At 38.0% G+C, this 17,165-nt stretch carries 13 protein-coding genes; all 13 read right to left on the bottom strand.

What is annotated here, in order from left to right:
• Nucleotides 1-320: 320 nt before the first annotated feature.
• The 13 genes from P0077_RS19920 to P0077_RS19860 all read right to left on the bottom strand — a co-directional run bounded on the left by P0077_RS19920 (nucleotide 321) and on the right by P0077_RS19860 (nucleotide 17,155).
• Nucleotides 321-674: a hypothetical protein gene (locus P0077_RS19920; RefSeq protein WP_276166948.1), complete on the bottom strand. Its 354-nt coding sequence runs from the start codon at nucleotides 672-674 to the stop codon at nucleotides 321-323.
• Nucleotides 675-684: 10 nt separating this feature from the next.
• Nucleotides 685-1,569, bottom strand: a complete 885-nt coding sequence (locus tag P0077_RS19915) for an RHS repeat-associated core domain-containing protein (RefSeq protein ID WP_276166947.1) — start codon at nucleotides 1,567-1,569, stop codon at nucleotides 685-687.
• 338 nt (nucleotides 1,570-1,907) lie between these two features.
• Nucleotides 1,908-2,288, bottom strand: coding sequence for an immunity 22 family protein (locus tag P0077_RS19910; protein WP_276166946.1), 381 nt, complete (start codon nucleotides 2,286-2,288; stop codon nucleotides 1,908-1,910).
• 2 nt (nucleotides 2,289-2,290) lie between these two features.
• A complete protein-coding gene (locus tag P0077_RS19905; RefSeq protein WP_276166945.1) occupies nucleotides 2,291-6,442 on the bottom strand; it encodes a DUF6531 domain-containing protein in 4,152 nt (1,383 codons plus the stop codon).
• Nucleotides 6,443-6,485: 43 nt separating this feature from the next.
• Complete coding sequence (locus P0077_RS19900; RefSeq protein WP_276166944.1) at nucleotides 6,486-7,820, bottom strand: hypothetical protein; 1,335 nt, start codon at nucleotides 7,818-7,820, stop codon at nucleotides 6,486-6,488.
• Nucleotides 7,821-7,832: 12 nt separating this feature from the next.
• A complete protein-coding gene (locus tag P0077_RS19895; protein ID WP_276166943.1) occupies nucleotides 7,833-9,608 on the bottom strand; it encodes a type VI secretion system Vgr family protein in 1,776 nt (591 codons plus the stop codon).
• Between the two features lie 515 nt (nucleotides 9,609-10,123).
• Nucleotides 10,124-10,486: a hypothetical protein gene (locus tag P0077_RS19890; RefSeq protein ID WP_276166942.1), complete on the bottom strand. Its 363-nt coding sequence runs from the start codon at nucleotides 10,484-10,486 to the stop codon at nucleotides 10,124-10,126.
• The gene (locus P0077_RS19885; RefSeq protein WP_276166941.1) at nucleotides 10,470-11,030 is read right to left on the bottom strand and encodes a LemA family protein; all 561 of its coding nucleotides are present in this window, start codon (nucleotides 11,028-11,030) and stop codon (nucleotides 10,470-10,472) included. Before P0077_RS19885 ends, P0077_RS19890 begins: the two co-directional genes overlap by 17 nt.
• Nucleotides 11,031-11,034: 4 nt before the next feature.
• Nucleotides 11,035-12,087, bottom strand: a complete 1,053-nt coding sequence (locus P0077_RS19880) for a hypothetical protein (protein WP_276166940.1) — start codon at nucleotides 12,085-12,087, stop codon at nucleotides 11,035-11,037.
• A gap of 91 nt (nucleotides 12,088-12,178) precedes the next feature.
• Nucleotides 12,179-13,015 (bottom strand): hypothetical protein, encoded by an 837-nt coding sequence (locus P0077_RS19875; protein ID WP_276166939.1) that lies wholly within the window; start codon nucleotides 13,013-13,015, stop codon nucleotides 12,179-12,181.
• Between the two features lie 71 nt (nucleotides 13,016-13,086).
• Nucleotides 13,087-15,465 (bottom strand): hypothetical protein, encoded by a 2,379-nt coding sequence (locus tag P0077_RS19870; RefSeq protein ID WP_276166938.1) that lies wholly within the window; start codon nucleotides 15,463-15,465, stop codon nucleotides 13,087-13,089.
• 264 nt (nucleotides 15,466-15,729) lie between these two features.
• On the bottom strand, nucleotides 15,730-16,230 hold the full coding sequence (locus P0077_RS19865; RefSeq protein WP_276166937.1) for a DUF4280 domain-containing protein: 501 nt from the start codon (nucleotides 16,228-16,230) through the stop codon (nucleotides 15,730-15,732).
• Complete coding sequence (locus P0077_RS19860; RefSeq protein ID WP_276166936.1) at nucleotides 16,223-17,155, bottom strand: hypothetical protein; 933 nt, start codon at nucleotides 17,153-17,155, stop codon at nucleotides 16,223-16,225. The genes P0077_RS19865 and P0077_RS19860 overlap by 8 nt, the downstream gene beginning before the upstream one ends.
• Between the last annotated feature and the right edge of the window lie 10 nt (nucleotides 17,156-17,165).

Raw genomic sequence — 17,165 nt, 5'->3', positions numbered from 1 at the left:
GCATCCCACCCTTATGTCTCATTTAAAAATACAAAAGCCATCCAAATGTTTAAATAGCTTAGTTTGTTGTTTCTTACTCAGTACGGCACTCGTTGCAAACGAGCGCTAGCGGGGGAGTGCCGTCCCAGTTATTTACTATTAAGAATCTGAAAGAATCAATTGTAAAACCAAGGCTATTATTGCCAAGGTTTCTTGCTATGCCATTTTCTGCTCATTATCTAAAAATACAAAAGCTATCCAAATGTTTAGATAGCTAGTTTGTTGTTTCTTACGCTGGACGGCACTCGTTATAAACGAACGCTAGCGTTGGGCTTTTGGTATTATAGTTCTTGTTGTCTGTCTGTTTCTCTGTCATGTATTCCTAAAATATTAGCTAGAGTTTCTTTGTCTATTTTTAGCAATTCGGGTTCATCTAATTCATTAAATTCTTCTTCTTCTTCCAATTCGTATATATTTACACTTGTACCTAATGATTTCAAATCCATAATGAGATTAATCAAACTTTTAGCTACTTCATTATGATTGTTGTAAAAGAGCTTTCTTTCTAAAATAGGTTGATTTTCAGATATCCTTGATTTTATCTCAGACATTCCAACTTTTTCTATTTTTGCAATACTTCCAATGGTCCTAGGTAGGTTGGTATATTTTTCTATTTTCAATACAATTTTCGACATAACTTTAAAATTAAAATTCTTCTGGGAAGGATGAGTCTAATGGTTTCCCAAAAGTATCATTTTGATAATTCCCGCCATGCCATCTACTAAAATGTTCGACATTAGTTGCGGGATAAATATTATTTGCATCATCAGCAATTTGGGGGTGGTCTAAAGCATTATATTTATGATGACCTTCTATAGGGTCTCCATTGTGTTTTGGTGTCTTTCCTGACACTATATCAGCTCTTTGCTCAGGTGACCAATTTCTTGATCCCTGTCCACCCTGTTTTAATGATCTCCTTTCTTTAGCCCAAAACCTACTAACGCCTCTCGAACGTCTATTTGAGAATCTCCTATCCCAATCTAGATGTTTATATTCATCCTTGGTTATAGTACGATTTTTTAATTTATTTCTTAGGGTTTTTCTTCTTTTTTGTGATAGCGGTTTGAACGGTGTTGCATGAGTAGGAACACAATCTAAACCTAAAGGATCAATCCAACTATTACAATCTACAACGTAGGCATAAAAATTAGGGTTTGAACCTTCTAAACGGATTGGGTCTTGACTCAGATAAACTCCTTCTTCAGACACGTAATACCTAAATCCGTTATAATACAACCCAGTTTCACTGTCCTCATATTGCCCCTGATAACGGAACGGACAATCTTCCAAAGAACCTTCAACAAGTTTACGTACTTTCCCGTAAATATCATATTCAACCGCCCAGGTTTTTTCGCCTTGCGCATTGTACATTTCAACAGGGGTGCCCAAGTAATCCGTGATGATACTAAAGTGTTCACCGTCTACAATCTTGGCGGCAGGTTTAAATGTTGCTTCATCAAATACCCAGGTAATTAAATTATCAACGGGTTCTTCTTTATCCTTAGAAAGCATGCCCCATTCATCTACCATCCATTCCGGTCGGTCTTTTAAAGGGTACTTCCATTCATGTAGCGGTACGTTGCCATCCCAAACAAAGCGGGTTATCGTGCTTCGCGACTTCGCTCGAAGGGGTATTGTTTTTTTAGCGGTCCTACGACCTAGGGCGTCGTATTCAAATTCTACTCTTTCTCCATTGGTTTTAGTGACCGAGCAAAATAAACAAAATATACTGCTGTTGGGTTTTTAAACTTGTGTTTTCTACTCATTGTTTAAAAATACAAAAGCTATCTAAATGTTTAGATAGCTTTGTTTGTTGTTTTTTACTCTGTAGGGCACTCGTTACAAACGAGCGCTAGCAGGGGCAGGTATTAATTCCAATCGACAGTACCGAGATACTTTAATCCTTTGAAATACTCATCGAAACTATCACTATCTAAATCTTCATCACCGTAGTATAAAACTGCATTAGGACTTAAAATATTTTCTTTTTTACATTTATTCAAAACTTCTTCTGCTAAATCACTGTCAGGCAATGTGTTTATCAATAAATCCTGAATACTTGTATCTTCAACTTTAAAACCTATGAAATCAGTATCATAAGAATCATCGTCTATATATTTGCAAAATTCACATCGCTCAAAACCATCTTCAGAATCATAGTTTTTATAAAAATCTGTTAAATCAAAAAAACCTCTAAATTCCTCGATTGACCCCTCGAAATTACCAACCCATACGTGTAACTCATCCATAGTTATTTACAATTTATATTTGGTGTTTTAACATATTTATTGTGCATAGTTGTTATGACTCTTTTTGCTACTTTTTTACTTTTAGCTGCTTTAAGTTTGGCAATTAGCATTTTGTGGAAACGTGCAGAAGCAGGAGAGTTGTCAACACCAGAGGAGACATGAGGTCCCGAAAGTAGATTACCTTTATTATCAGGAACATTTTCAAAGAAAACATCAGAAGTTTTCATTGTTCTTTCTGATAGTTCATCATACGTGAAATCAAGTTCTTTGGCTTTAGCAGCTTGAGACACTGGAAACATTTCGTGGTTACCTCCACCATGCATTGCTCTCATAGCATTTTTTACAGATTTGATATTATCTTTGACATCTTGAACTGAAGCTGCATCCCACCATTCTTTAAATCCTCCCTTAGGCCAAGGAGCCAAACCCCAAGGATCTAAATATGTATTACTATCCTTTACATATCTATATAGATTTTTATCCCCCGCCAGCCCAATCGGGTCTTGGCTTAAATAAACACCTTCGTTTGGCGAGTAATATCTAAACCTATTATAATTCAACCCAGTCTCCTCATCCTCATACTGGCCTTGATATCGGAACGGACAATCTTCCAAAGAACCTTCAACAAGTTTACGTACTTTTCCGTAAATATCATATTCTACCGCCCAGGTTTTTTCGCCTTGCGCGTTGTACATTTCTACAGGGGTACCCAAGTAATCTGTAATGATAGAGAATTGCTCTCCATCAATAATTTTGGCTGTTGGTTTAAATGTTGCTTCATCAAATACCCAGGTAATTAAATTATCAATGGGTTCTTCTTTATTTTTAGACAGCATGCCCCATTCGTCTACCACCCATTCCGGTCGGTCTTTTAACGGGTATTTCCATTCGTGTAAGGGTACGTTGCCGTCCCAAACAAAGCGAGTTATGCCGCTTCTGGACTTCGCTCGGGCAGGTATTACTTTTTTGGCAGTTCTACGTCCTAAGGCATCATATTCAAATGCTACTTTTTCTCCATTGGTTTTATTGACCGCTTGTAGCATACCGTTGCCGTACCATTCGTAGGTTTCAGCTCCGTCTGGTGTTCGCTTTTCAATCAGGTTGCCTTCATCATCATATTTAAAGGAGGTGTTACCATCTTTTAGCAATTGCCCACCAGCGCCATATTTTCTATCGCCTTTATTTCTGGAGCGGTAGAGGTTACCCACTTCATCGGGCAACTTATAGTCCATATCATTGTTCTCATATTTGGCGGAAGCTAAATTACCAAAAGCGTCATGTGTATAGCTTACCTGTCCTTTGTTCAGCTCGTCCACCATTCTGGTCAAGCGGTCGTTTACACTCCAATTATAGGTGCGGTGGCGCATTTCGCTACGGCCACGGGTCACCTTCTGTTGAATAGGGCGCCCTGCTTCATCATATTTCATTTGGGAAACCACACCGCCTGGGAGCAGGCGTTCTACTTCTATACCAATGCTGTTATACGCAAAGTCAGCACGCCAAGCTTGAGCATTTTTAGTCGCCCCAGTTTTCTCTTCTGATTGTATGTCATTGACTTGGGCATTCATCGTTTCAATCTGGCCCAATTTGTTGCGCAATAGGTCAATTTCTGCACCTAGGCTACTGGTAATTTGTATCCGGTTACCCAAGTTGTCATAGGCGCTTTCAACAAGGTGCCCGTCTTGATTTTCGGCAATAACCCTACCCGCATTATCGCGAATGAGTTGCACCGTGCTATTTTCATTTACAGCTTCAATCAAGTTGCCATTACGGTCATAACTGTAGGTTTCCCAAGTGCCATCACTATGTTCGGCACGGGTAATCCGCCCATTGGTGTCATATTCATATTCCGTAAACTTGCCACCAGGGCGGTTCACACGGTATACTTTACCGGCACGGTCACGTTGGTACCAGCGTGTTAGGCCGTCAAAACCGGTTTCTGTAATGATTTCCCCATTGGGGTTGCGTTTAAAGCGGTACCGCTCTCCATGTTCATTATCTATGAAACGTAGTTGCTCTTCCGTATCATAATTGAAGAATACTTTTCGCCCCCGTTCTTCCCTCATTTTCAGGCTTCCCATTGGGGTGTATTCAAACTTTACTTTGCCATTTTTTTGATGTAGTTCCGTAACTTCATCATAGGCATTGTACTTTAATTGTACGGCATTGTTATCTGCTTCTACCACTTGTTTTAAGCGGTCTAAATCATCATAAATAAAATTCTGTTCGTGACCAGCCGCATTTTTTGTTTTATGACAACGGCCCCAAACATCGTATTTCCAAGTAGCAATGGCCTTATTGGGCAGTTGCATTTTAGACAGGTTAAAATCCTTGTCATAACTTAGTGTAGAAATATTCCCGGCATTGTCCCGTACTTCGCTTATGAGTCCGTTTTCATTGTAATCAAAAGAAGTTACGCCTCCGTCAGCTGCAATTACAGCATGCAAACGGTCTTCTTTAAAGGTGCGTACCGTAGAACCGCCAACGGGAGGTTTGGTAAGCACCAATCGGTCTTGATTATCGTATACGAAAGTGGTTACAGCACCGTCGGGCAAGTGCAGACCAACCAGATTACCGCGTTCATCATAGCTATAGCCTGTAATATTACCTTCCTCATCAATATCACGATACGGCTCCATAAAAGCAGTGTACTCGTGAAAAATATGTCCGCCCATAGGGTCGGTTACTTGTGTGCAGAGATTCAGGTCGTTAAAATAATAAATGCTTGTTTCGCCTAGTGAGTTGGTAATAATGTTCTTTCCTTTACCGTATTCCAAGGTTCCAGAAAGTATGTCTCCATCACCACGGGTAGCGATACACTTGGCGCCTGTTTTATCACCATCATACTCCCAATAAAAGGCCTGCCCATTACGGTCGGTCTTTTTTACCATCAAATGGTTTTCATATTCCATTGTGGTGTATTGGTCTAAGGCATCACCAATTCTTATAAGGTCACCTTCTTTGTTGTAATCATAAGAAACCAATTTTCTGTGCTGACCTTTATGCTCGGCGGAAATTTCGCTAATACGGTTCTGGTTATCCAACCGCATTTCTATTGTTCTGCCCACACTATCGATTATTCGGGTAAGGGCATTACTGGAATTATATTCCAATTGTAATTTAAAACCGTCTGCATTACGGATTTCCGAAGGTTTGAATAGCGCGGGATTGTGTTTGCTATACACATAAGTAAGCTGCTCTTCATGATTTTCTACTTCATAGGTATTTCGGTCTATATACGTAAGCGTTAGCTTTTCGCTACGGTTATAATGTTGTTCTCCGGGAATGGATAATTGTGGCATTAGTGTGATTCGGCCGTCTGCCAAACGTAGTGCCACAGCATCTTCTTTTTCAACAATATGCAGGGCTAGGTCATAATTGGAATGAAAGCCGTGCCCCATTAGTCCTTCGTATTCTGAATCGGAATACCAGTTACGTTTCCATGTGATGGGAATAGGTCCTGCAAGGCTAAAATCCTCACCATCATAAACCATACGGCCGGTGACCAGATCAACGGGTTCAAAGCCCATTTTACAGAGCGATTTTTTTAGGCCATTAGTAGATGGTAAAGCATGATTGAGTTTTGTAAGTCCTTTTTTAAGTCCCTTTCCAACTTTTTTCATTAAGGCACCAAAACCATAACTCATAGCTAGGCCGGTTAACATACCCAAAAGGTCGGGCGCATAAGGACCACCAACCATTACCGGTTTGCCCATAGGCAGTGGAATGGTCATTGATGAGGGAAGGTACATACTGGGTATGGGCTTCATTTTTTTTCCTGGAGCAAGTGTTAACGGCAAGCCGATGTCATTACAGGTCATTAACATGTGGCCCGATGGGGAAAAATAGTTACCCTCCGTACTGACCGTGGTACTACCAAAAAAGTTTACGGAATCATGGCCGATCATAGGAGCCATCAAAAACGGACCACCCATAGGAATATGGAAAAAAGTACCTAGAACACCTGCTGTCTGGCTGTTACCTTTAGGAACACTGTTTACGTTTACCGTAGACCCTATAAAAGGAATATAGTCCATTGGATCCATAACCATACCAATAAACGGATGGGGCAGTGGCGTAGGAACACCAAAAAGGATAATGATGTGAATATCTATTCCTAATACGGGCGTAAAATGTTTGTTGGCCAACAGCATATAGTATGGGCTTAATGTTAGTTAAAAACTATATATTTTTTTATTAGGTAGAAACACTTGTTTTAAGGTTCTGTTCCTGTATTTGCAATTGCTCTTTCCAGTTTTTATTCTCCAGTTCGGTCATAAAAGAATCTATTTTTCTTTGTACCTCTGGATTAGAAAGCGAGTGATGTTCTAAAGCAATATGACCGATGGGACTCGTTTTTAACTCCTCCGGAGTTAACGTTCGTGCAAAATTATAAGCCTTGGCTACGATTTCACGATGGCGTGAGGCATTCTTTTTCTTTATCAGTGTATAGGCCGTCATATAGGCTGTCAATGCTTGCTGTACCATTCTATATGAAATGGCCAACTCAGCTTGCTGGCAGAAAAGGTCTGTTGCAGTCTCGGCTTCATTTTGATGCTGCTTACTTGCCGCCATAAAACCATAGGTCTGCAAGTGGATGGGTTTCACGGATTCGTCACCGGATGAAATTCCCTGTTTGGCAATGGTCATTGCTCTTTGCAATAATTTATCAATAGTATCGAACTCCTTAAAATTGAAGAGCATACCCGCATAAACGGTATGTGCCGATGCAAAGGAAGCCTTATTGCCGGTTTTTTGCGTTACTTCTAGACCTTTTTCGCCCCATAAGTGTAAGCGTTTCCTGTTATTTTTTACCGCACTGTTCCCCATTTCTAGCATGCATTCCCGAAATTGTAGTTCGGGATCGTTAGGGTCACCAGAAAGCGCAATTTTTTTTGTGGCACCGTCTAAGTCTAAATCAACTAATAGTGATTTAGCCACATCTTTGTATTTTATTTGAATAGGTTCAAAATAATTTTCAGGAATGTGGTCAAATACCATGAACCTTACTTTATCGGGTAAACCAATAGCCAGTAAGGTGTCCATCCAATCGTTATAATTTTGTGTTGATTGTATGGTATAAGGTAACAGCGAAAGTACCAAGTGTTGTTCTGTATCAGGTAGCGATTTTTGAAAACTACCTAATAATTCAATCAAAAGTGCGTTAAAATCAATATCGTCTTTTTGAAGTTCTTCTTTGAAATACGCTATGTCCCAAGCCAATTCCAATTTGCCATTTTTGATATTTTCCTGAATCTTTTCATCCTTTTCAAAATTGTTCAACCAATCCTTTATCAGCATTTTGCTGTGTACTTTACTATCTTGAAAAGAGGTAAGGAGTACCACGGGAATATCTGGGATTGAACCGTGAGAAGAGGATTCTAATCTAAGAAATCCTTCGTATAAACGGGCCTGCTCAGGCTTTATAACCCATCGAACCCATTTAATATGTTCGTTCGGAGCTATATCTGCAATCCATTTCTGTTGGATTTGAGAGACTAGTTGTGCTACCGGATTATGCTCACTATTCATAAAGAGAAAATCTTAATTAAGGTTTAGAAGTCCACCTTTTATGTTCGTCATAGTAGTACCATCCGCATCCAGAATGCCATCACTTTTTAACTTAAGTTCCGCGCTACCTTCTACTTGGGTACTAGGTGCGGTCATCTCCACCTTTGCAGCACTGTTCACCGTTACTTTTGAAGTGCCGTCTGCCAATATTTCCTTAGAATTAACATTTACATTGTTGGAACCTTCTATGTTAACCGTTTTGGAAGCCGTAATATTGATTTCCTCGGAATTTAGATTTAATTTTTTATTAGCCGAAATCGTGATTTCTCCGTTTCCGTTCATAACCACCGTATTACCGTCAGCATCGGAAATAGTAACGCTACCATCCTTATCGTTCATGATAACTTCGTTACCACTACGGGTCTTGATGGCTTTGAGATCATTTTCGGAGTTGTAATACTCGCTTTTGGCCTTTGTGTTGAAGCCTGCGCTAATTATATATGGTTTTTCAGAGTTTCCGTTTTCAAAGCCGACTAAAACCTCTTCATCCTTTTCTGGGATAAAATAGAACCCTTTTCCATTACCGGCATACGGAGTGACCATCTTTATCCAAGGTGTGCTTGTGCCCATAACCTTTTGCCATGGGAACTGCACTTTAATTCTACCTAACCCATCAGGGTCGGCGTTGTCTAATACGAGTCCGCGTTGGTCGGCCGCTCTGGGTGCCGCAAAGCTGTTGGAGTAGGGCAAGTGTTCGGTACCTTGCGGTACGCCCTCAAAAGAGTTGCTGTAATGGCCGCTATGGTCAAAACGGTGAACCACTTTTATAATATCGTAAGACCCATAAGGATCCTGTTTCGTGGGATCCGAAAAATTGAGTCCTTTTAGTTCAAGCGTATCGCCCACGCGCATGGATACCAGTTCCGAGCTTCCCGAAGCGGTGACCATGCTTGAAGCCCTGCCAAAGGTGTTCACCTTGGCGGCTGTGTCCAAACCTGCCTGTGCGCTGTACTCGTGTTGGCCTACGGTATAGTCGTAACTGCCCTTTTTGTTGAATACGGCATCCGATTCGCCCTTTACCGGTGCAAGATAAGGATGGGACGAATTTGCTACATGGGCGGATGATGTTGCCTCTAAGAGCGTATCGTTTACCCAGTCATGTCCTTTGATGTCAAAAACTTGTTCTTTGAGAGAGGTAGACAAATTGAACGATAATACGTCAATCCCGTATACGCCGTTAAGAGTGGTACTGTCCGTTTTTCCCACGCAAAAATCGCGTCCGTTATGGTAGAGCCACACTCCATAGCGACTGCACAGTCTTTGAAGGAACGATAGATCACTTTCATTATATTGTACGGTGTATGGCAACGTAACGTCTGTACCCGTTCCTATACTTTTTTTCAATATATCCGTGGAATGTCCTTTTAAGGTGTCCTCTACAACCTGGGATAGCGATGTACCCTCTTCGTAACTGAAGCACTGCACCGAGTTGGCCAATAGAACGGAAGGGCCATGGCCCGATATTACCAAAGTTCCGGCCGCACCAGTTCCTTTTTGAAGGTCCACATTGGTAACGATACCTGTAAATTCCATTTGGCCCGCATTAAGACCAATGGACATCTTTTTACCAATATAACCTAAAGCATTTTCCATAAGAGGGCCAGCATAGGTTTCCGTTGCGTGGGCGGGAAAAGCGATCCGGAAAGTACTGTGGCCGCCAATGGCCTGTTCTACGGAAACGGTATAGCCTGATTTGGGTAAAAACGTGTTCCCGTTTAAAATAAGTTTGATCTCTACAATTTTGGACATGCGGTTGTGTTTAAGCGGTTTAAGGTATTTAGAATTATACGGGTTACCAAAAAAAAAAAATCAAGATCGATGAACGGTATTTCGTACAGGCTTACTTTTTACATACGGATAAATGTAGGGTAGTGGATGGCTGAAGTTTAACTTTAGTTGTGAAAGTTTGTGAGAGGGCTTAATAATTAAAACTGAATAGGCTCACTTAGTAATTGTATTTTAACATTGGGGTGGGCAGGCTTATTTTTAACGAAGGGCGCCAGTAGAGGATATTCTACTTTAACTAAACATCCATTCGCATCATTTAAAAAGCATTTGCTTCCAAGGCAATATTGTTGTGCACTATTTTCTACTCATTATTTAAAAATAGAAAGCTATCTAAAATTTTAGATAGCTTTCTATTAACTCTAGTTAGTTTTTTACTCAGTACGAGCGAGAAGGATACTTAAGCTAAATATAAAAACGTTGAAGGACATATGGTGAATTTTAAAGATTTGGATATCTTAAGAACAGCAAAAAGCGGGTCACTGTTGGTCAATTATTTCTTTTAGGGTACTTTGGTAAAGCTTGTACAAGCGGAAATGATTGGTCAAAACAAAAACTAAATTAACTGAGATGATAGAGACTAGAACAAGAAATAACTTCAGTCCGGAGGTTTCATCTTGGCATAAGATACCAAGGGTAACCCCACTCATTATCCATATAATTATAAAATAGAATAGGCCCAGTAAATTTATTTTGCCGTTCATATCCTGCTTCAAAAGTTTCAATACTAGTCTATAGGGGATATATATTAACGGAACTCCAATATAGGCCAACAGCCTGATGTTATTGGCATTTTCGTTTATACTTTTTATAAACTCATAAGACTCAAAACTGAACTCCATGATACTGTTTTTCTTTTTCGGAAATCTGTAACAGCTCTTTATTCCAATACCCCATAGGTTTGGCCAATAACAGCCCAGGAAATTCATTGACACCTATATTGTACAAGTTGACACTGTCGTTATATAGTTCCCTTCGGTCGGCCAAGTGGTTTTCCAATTCAGAAACTCTTCCTTGTAAGGAGAGGAAGGAAGTATTGGCCTTTAAATCGGGGTAATTTTCGGAAACGGCCATAATATTGGCAAGCGTATTGTTCAGTTCATTGGTTGCCTTTACCTTGTCGTCATTTTTGGAAGCATTCAAATATTGGGTTCTCAGGCTGGTCACCTTGGTAATCAGGTCCTCTTCATATTCCATATATTTTTTAACGATTTTCACGAGCTCCGGTATTTCATCGGCCCGTTGTTTTAAGATTACATCAATATTAGCGAAGTTCTTGGCAACGTTATGGTTTAACATTACCAACCGATTGTAGATTTTGATGCTGCTAGTAACGATAAAGACCAGGATTAGGGCCAGTATTATAATTAAGATAATATTGTTCATACACTTATTTGTTAAAATTTAAAAGAAAAAATTGTTTTAGGTCAAACCCTTTAAAAAGATACGCAAGCCTAATGGTTACCTCTTTGTCCTCAATATGTATATTGCAAAGCAATATAAAACTAACTAACGCTATTAAAAATAAGATATGCCTTATAAACGAATTACGTAGTGGACGTGAAATGTTCCAACGTTGAACATAATCAAAAGGAGCTATGGCAAAAATGTTTCTTGAAGGTTCTTTGTCAATATAAATTTGCTGCTTTTTATTGGTGGCTTTACCTATCACAAGTACCTTCATATTTTCTTCCAATAAAAATAACTGATAGCGTTTACCGTTCGATTCGTAACTATGGTCGGATTTTGAAAAATTCAAGATACTTATGCCCTCTCCTTTTACGGTTGCTATTCCGCTATCGTCTATTATTTCAAAAGTATTGCACTTGGTTTCCGTTGAGATGTTATTATAGCTTTTCTTCCCTTCATCATCTTTACTAACGCTGTCTATTTTATATAAATAACCTATACAGGGCTCTTTTTTTATTCTTGAAATAACAGGTTCCAGCATTTTGGTCTTTCCGGACACCTCTACCAGACCCATGGCCATTGTACGTATTTTGGAAGTGGGTAATATACGTTGCAACTCATAAAAAGTTTCACTTTGGTTGGGCGTTAAAATTTCTCTCAAAATAACGAATGCTATAAGTAGCACAAAGCCATACGGCCAAGTAAGTATCGTTATGGGTAAGAAAAGAATAAATAATAAATAGGGTATAATGGATTTTTTGTTACGTATCGCTGAATAGACAGGTCCTAGAAGCATTAGTATAAGAAGAATAGGAAAATTGCCCAATGAGGCCAAAGGCACATAGCCCGGGTTTATTGAGGCTATAAGCAATACCATGGAAGGAGGTATAATATATAAAAGCCAACCAGGTTTAATAGTAATTTTATAAAAACTTTTGAATATCAAATAGTAGAATAGACCGAACGAAATAGAAAAAAAGGTAAGAATACCTATGACCATTACATCTACATTGTCCCAATAAAAAATTTCCAAAGTGTCTTATATTGATATAGAAAGGTTTAAGATTAACCTTGAGTTATAAAACCAAATTAATTAGCATCTAAAGAAGGTGGCTTATCAAAAGTTACCATATATGCCACTCTCCGGTTACCTTGTTTTTAAATAGATAAAAGGGTTGCCAGCCTACAGGTTCTCCCGTATCTTTATCGGCCCACCAAATTGCGGAGTCGTAGTCAAATGTGTTGAGTAAAGTAACAATTCTACCATTACCATATAGGCGGAGTTCATAATTTTCCAAGGGTTGCAAAACCTCATTCGGTCTTTGCGTTGTTTTAGAGGATAGTTCACTTATTCTTTCTTGGGAATAATAAAGTTGGACATGTGCCCGTTGTAAAATATCGTTCATGAGCTTTTTATCCTCTCCATGATTTTTGAGTTGCCTATGTCTTTGTTGGAATAAATGTAAAACCTCCGGCAGTAATTTTTTTCCATCCATTTTAGAAAGGTCTAAGGCGTATTTATCCAAAATGTCGATTTTATAAGGCACCTTGGCTTTAAAAACAGTGTCCATGGCAAATAAGGGTAGGTCTTGATCTATATCGGGCATTTTCCATTCCCATAGAACGGTACTGCCACCATAATCATTTTCCCTATCGGTCATATCGGGGTACATCATTAAACGAAGTTGTAAACTTGCTTGGTTGCTTAAGGTGTCACCATTAAATGGCAGAACCTTAATGGATAATGATTGTTCCCCACTTTTTAATATCCTCTGATTTAATGGTATACGAACGGAGTAGCTTGGATATGGATCGAAATATTTACCTCCATTTAAATCATTAACCCTTATATCGTAATAACAGTTATGACTGTTCACTTGCAAATAATACCCAGGTCTTGAATCATTAAGAAATTTATAATTTCTTAATTCTTTAGCGATTAAAGTGTTATCTGTTTTCATATTTTTTTTTTGTGAACAACTAGTTGCGACAGTCAAGATGCTGATTAACAATAAAATCTGTATTTTCATTTTTAAGGGGTTATTTCAAAATAATAGGTATCACCCAACATCGACGGGGTGGGTTCAATAATTTCATATCTAAATGCTTCTTTTTCTTTTTTCATAAATTCATCCGATTCCGTCACCTTTTTACCAACAGCAATAAGTCCTGTAAAATCTAATTTAGCATCTAAAAATAGGCCTTTGCTAGCTTCCACGCCTAGACCGAATTTCAACTCTAAACCGGTTTCTGCCTTTGCTTCATATTTTGTTTTTGTGACGAATCCATCCCAATCACCTCCAGCGAACAAAAAACCCGCTAGACCTCCATCGGCTGAAATACTTGCTTCAACTGTAAACTTTAAAGAATTGGTGTTTTGAACCTCTAATTTACTTGCATTATTATTATCATCAAAATGTATTTTTCCTTTTGCAGCAAGGCTTATAGAACCTTCAGCTGTTAAAGTGAATACAGGTTCAACACCTGAAGACTCTAATACTATCCTAACCACCTTTATGGCTTGGCCTGCTGCAGGTATAAATTCACAACAGGTTATAATATCTAATACCCCTGATGCCTTAAATAAAGGGTCGGCTTTTAAGAATAAATCAACTTCATAGGGAGCGGTTGGGTTTTGTACAATGTCTTTAGAAAAAACTTGGTAACCCCAAGATGCACCAACACTTAATTTAGGGTTATCAATGGTAATAGTGGCAGGTAACTTCTTAGCAAATTTACCTAACTTCCCTAGTTTATTTACTTGTTTATTTATTAGTTCAGGCTTTACCTCATCAGGTACATCACTGCCAACCATTTGGTCCATTAAAGCTTTTGCCAGCGTAAAAGCATATGACACATTGATGATTTTGTTTGCTAAATTATCAAAGCTTACAACTTTATCATCGTAAGAGGCTTTTATACCTAGCTTTAATTTATTTATTTTCCCTAGTTTATCTAACAGTTCTTGATAATACCTTAACTTTTCTAATTTATCTTGTAATTTTTCTGGGAGTAATTTACGTTCTATGAATTGTCTTAGTTCTTTTTCTTCTTTAGCATGTTCTTTTAAGATTTTTTTTCTTTCGGCTGATAGACTTTTCCCCCATTCAGCTTTAGCTTTTGGATTTTGGTCACCATATGTAAAAGATATGGCCCATACTATATCTGGATATACCAAAATGCGTACTCCTTGTTTAGGATAAGCGCATGTTTGCAGTGGCACGAAAAATAATTGAGGTTGGAGGGATGCTGGCCAAAAATATTTGAGTAGGGCATTATCATCATTAATGTGGTAAGGATAGGTTAGTTTTAATTGAATTTGATTCTTCTTAGGAATTTCATAGTCATTGGGATATATCCATTGCTGTTTTGCTTTAGATTTAAATTCTTCAAAAATTGAATTCTTATCATGTTCATAATCGTATGCGATACAGCCCTCTGTTTCTAGGCCACCTATGTTGATTACTACCTTTTTTTTATTCTTTTCTTTTCCGGCAACTATACAGTACTCCGTCTCCGTTAAATCGGAAATAGAACCATCACCATTTTCTCTGAAAGCAATAAACCTTCTTGGTTTCTTTTCATTCTTGCTGTGTATTTCCTTAATTAAAACGGATGTATATCTACAAGGGTGATCGTTTTGTAATTTATTTACTTTGGTATCCATTATAGATACCATTTGCGCGACCGTTTTATTGCGCTTTTCAATCATTTCCCTATTACCATTGGAGTTAATTTTAAACGAATAATGATTATTTATTCTATTTTTTAAATGTTCTTTGTCATAGAAATTGAATGCTTTTGAGTCTTGTGAAATAGATTTTATTGGGTCAGAAAATGAGATTTGATCTTTTTGGGTATTATAGCGCTCTTCTATAATAGCTCGATTTTTTTCAGCAGCAATTGTCTCGTAGGCTTTGACATTATAGCTAATGTTCAGCTCTTTAATCTGGTTTTTTTCGTGATTAAACTCCTCCTTCCACTTAGGGTCAATATAAATATCAATAGTAATAATGCCATTATATTTAAAGTCATCAACAAAAATTGTATGCTTTTTTCCAAAAGCAACAATTCTATCGTCTATGGTACATTTAATATTTATTTCGTCTTTTTTTGTTAGACCATGGGTATGAATTTCTATACGCAAGATTTCACCATAATCAAAAATTTGGGTTTCTTTGACTGAATCTTCGGTTCGTTTTAGGGTGTTAATTTTCGTAAAAAAGGTTTCAATAATTTGAGGGTCATCGAAAGCAAGTACATATACTCCCTTAGGTTTTTGGACTTCAGGCATTTCAGGATGATGAATAAATGCCTCTAACCAATAAGGACGCCCAATTTTTGTCGAATTACCGATTTGAACACTTGCACAGGTAGCGTAATCTGTAACTTGATGACCATTTATATTCATCGGAATTTTGTCACCACTAGTCCAGGAATTCCATTTCCACGAGCCATCTTTTAATTGCGTTCCGAAGATCCATTTAGTGCTTTTTACTGTAGCGTCAGGATTACGGGTGTCCGCATATAGTACGGTCTCTACACGGGCGTGGCTCCCTTTTTTTATGAGTATTAATTTGTACGATTTCCCTCCTACACTAATATTTTTCTTTACTAAAATATTGGGTGGGGTTTCATTTAATAACTCCAAAGTTTCTATTCCTACAGACATAGACTAAGTAATTTCTGATTTAACCTCTATTCCTTCAAATGGTTCTTCTTCTACAATTTCATCAGGTCTAACCAAAGGGTTTAATTGATTGTGCATCTGTTGGTTGGTATTTTCCAAATTTGATTTCTGAGGTGATCCAATTTGTCCATTGGTCATGAATTCGACAACGGGACTTCCGGCAATAGCACATATTCCTTTACTTTCCTCGGTTAAAATCTGTCCTCCATTGGCAAGTTCTACTTTTTCGTAAGGTCCGTCCCATTGAATTATATTAGGTACACAGGTCATAAAACTACTGCCGGTCGGTTGTAATTTACATTGCCCAAAGGTTCCTGCTTCAAAAGGAATACCCAAATCCATAGTGCTTCCAATTAGTTTACTACTGCCACTTTGGTCATTAATATAAAATTTTGACTGGCTCAGGACTTTAAAAAGATCCGGTGCAAAACCTTGTTGGCATTGGCACATAGCTCCCTGACATACTAAATATTTATCTTTAGCCATTTTTACTAGGTTTTAATTTGGGGATGGTAATAAAATCACTTTGTGCGGCGATTTTATCTCGATTGACCAAATAATAAGCTTGAATTTGAAAAGCCAATTTCTTGTCCTTTTCCAAATTTATATCTGCTTCTGCTGTAAGGGAATGAAGTACGTTTGTTTCCTTGTGAAGCTCGTATTTGGCAATAAGCTCGCCCTCAAGTTTTTTTGATTGTCCTTTTCCCGTAAAAACAGGCTCGTTTAATTTGTGTGAAATATCTTTTTGGGTTCTTGAATCGGTAATTTTTCCTTGTTGGGTAACGGTAATAGTATTGAACCTAGTATATTTTGGTGAAACTTTTTGTTCTAGAGTATATTCTATTGGGCTGCAAAAAGGAACTATCGGAATATTCATGATAGTTGTTGCCGAATTCGTTAAACGATTATACTGTTGATATAATGGAGCAAAGAAAAATGAGAGAAATAGATTCTGTTCAACTGCTCGAAGATATTTTTCAGGATGGTTTACCGAATCATATGCTTTCGAGAAATACCTATCTATCATAGAACTTTTATAAAGTAGTTTGGTTTCATTTTCTAATGTATTTAACTGTTTTATAGCAAGTGGTCTAGATTTAATAACTTTTGTTGCCCAGTTACTCGATACTTGAATTTGAAGTGGATATATAATCTGACCACATTCAAATGCTAGTTTTTCGGATATTGTATCTGGATTCTCCTCATTTATATAGAGATGTCTCCTGTCAAATTGAAACATCCAAGAATTCTTTTCTTTAACTTTTTTAGCTAGAACCTCAATTTCAAAACGTAAAGTTTGTCTAGGTTCTCCTGTTTTTTCAAAATCAATAGTTACACCATATACTCTTCGCAAACTATGCGGGTTGAGGGCTAGGCTATGATCGGGGGTGAAAACTACGGATTTTTGCAAATGATAAATT

The sequence above is a fragment of the Zobellia alginiliquefaciens genome (genome assembly GCF_029323795.1).
In the GTDB taxonomy this organism is placed as follows: domain Bacteria; phylum Bacteroidota; class Bacteroidia; order Flavobacteriales; family Flavobacteriaceae; genus Zobellia; species Zobellia alginiliquefaciens.
Note: the sequence above shows the minus strand (reverse complement) of the source record. Positions and strands in the feature narration are given on the sequence as shown.

Coding starts and splice junctions, on each gene's coding strand:
- P0077_RS19870 (WP_276166938.1), bottom strand. CDS start 15,465: ATGAATATAAATGGTCATCAAGTTACAGATTACGCTACCTGTGCAAGT.
- P0077_RS19875 (WP_276166939.1), bottom strand. CDS start 13,015: ATGAAAACAGATAACACTTTAATCGCTAAAGAATTAAGAAATTATAAA.
- P0077_RS19865 (WP_276166937.1), bottom strand. CDS start 16,230: ATGGCTAAAGATAAATATTTAGTATGTCAGGGAGCTATGTGCCAATGC.
- P0077_RS19890 (WP_276166942.1), bottom strand. CDS start 10,486: ATGGAGTTCAGTTTTGAGTCTTATGAGTTTATAAAAAGTATAAACGAA.
- P0077_RS19900 (WP_276166944.1), bottom strand. CDS start 7,820: ATGAATAGTGAGCATAATCCGGTAGCACAACTAGTCTCTCAAATCCAA.
- P0077_RS19905 (WP_276166945.1), bottom strand. CDS start 6,442: ATGCTGTTGGCCAACAAACATTTTACGCCCGTATTAGGAATAGATATT.
- P0077_RS19895 (WP_276166943.1), bottom strand. CDS start 9,608: ATGTCCAAAATTGTAGAGATCAAACTTATTTTAAACGGGAACACGTTT.
- P0077_RS19885 (WP_276166941.1), bottom strand. CDS start 11,030: ATGAACAATATTATCTTAATTATAATACTGGCCCTAATCCTGGTCTTT.
- P0077_RS19920 (WP_276166948.1), bottom strand. CDS start 674: ATGTCGAAAATTGTATTGAAAATAGAAAAATATACCAACCTACCTAGG.
- P0077_RS19915 (WP_276166947.1), bottom strand. CDS start 1,569: ATGGTAGATGAATGGGGCATGCTTTCTAAGGATAAAGAAGAACCCGTT.
- P0077_RS19910 (WP_276166946.1), bottom strand. CDS start 2,288: ATGGATGAGTTACACGTATGGGTTGGTAATTTCGAGGGGTCAATCGAG.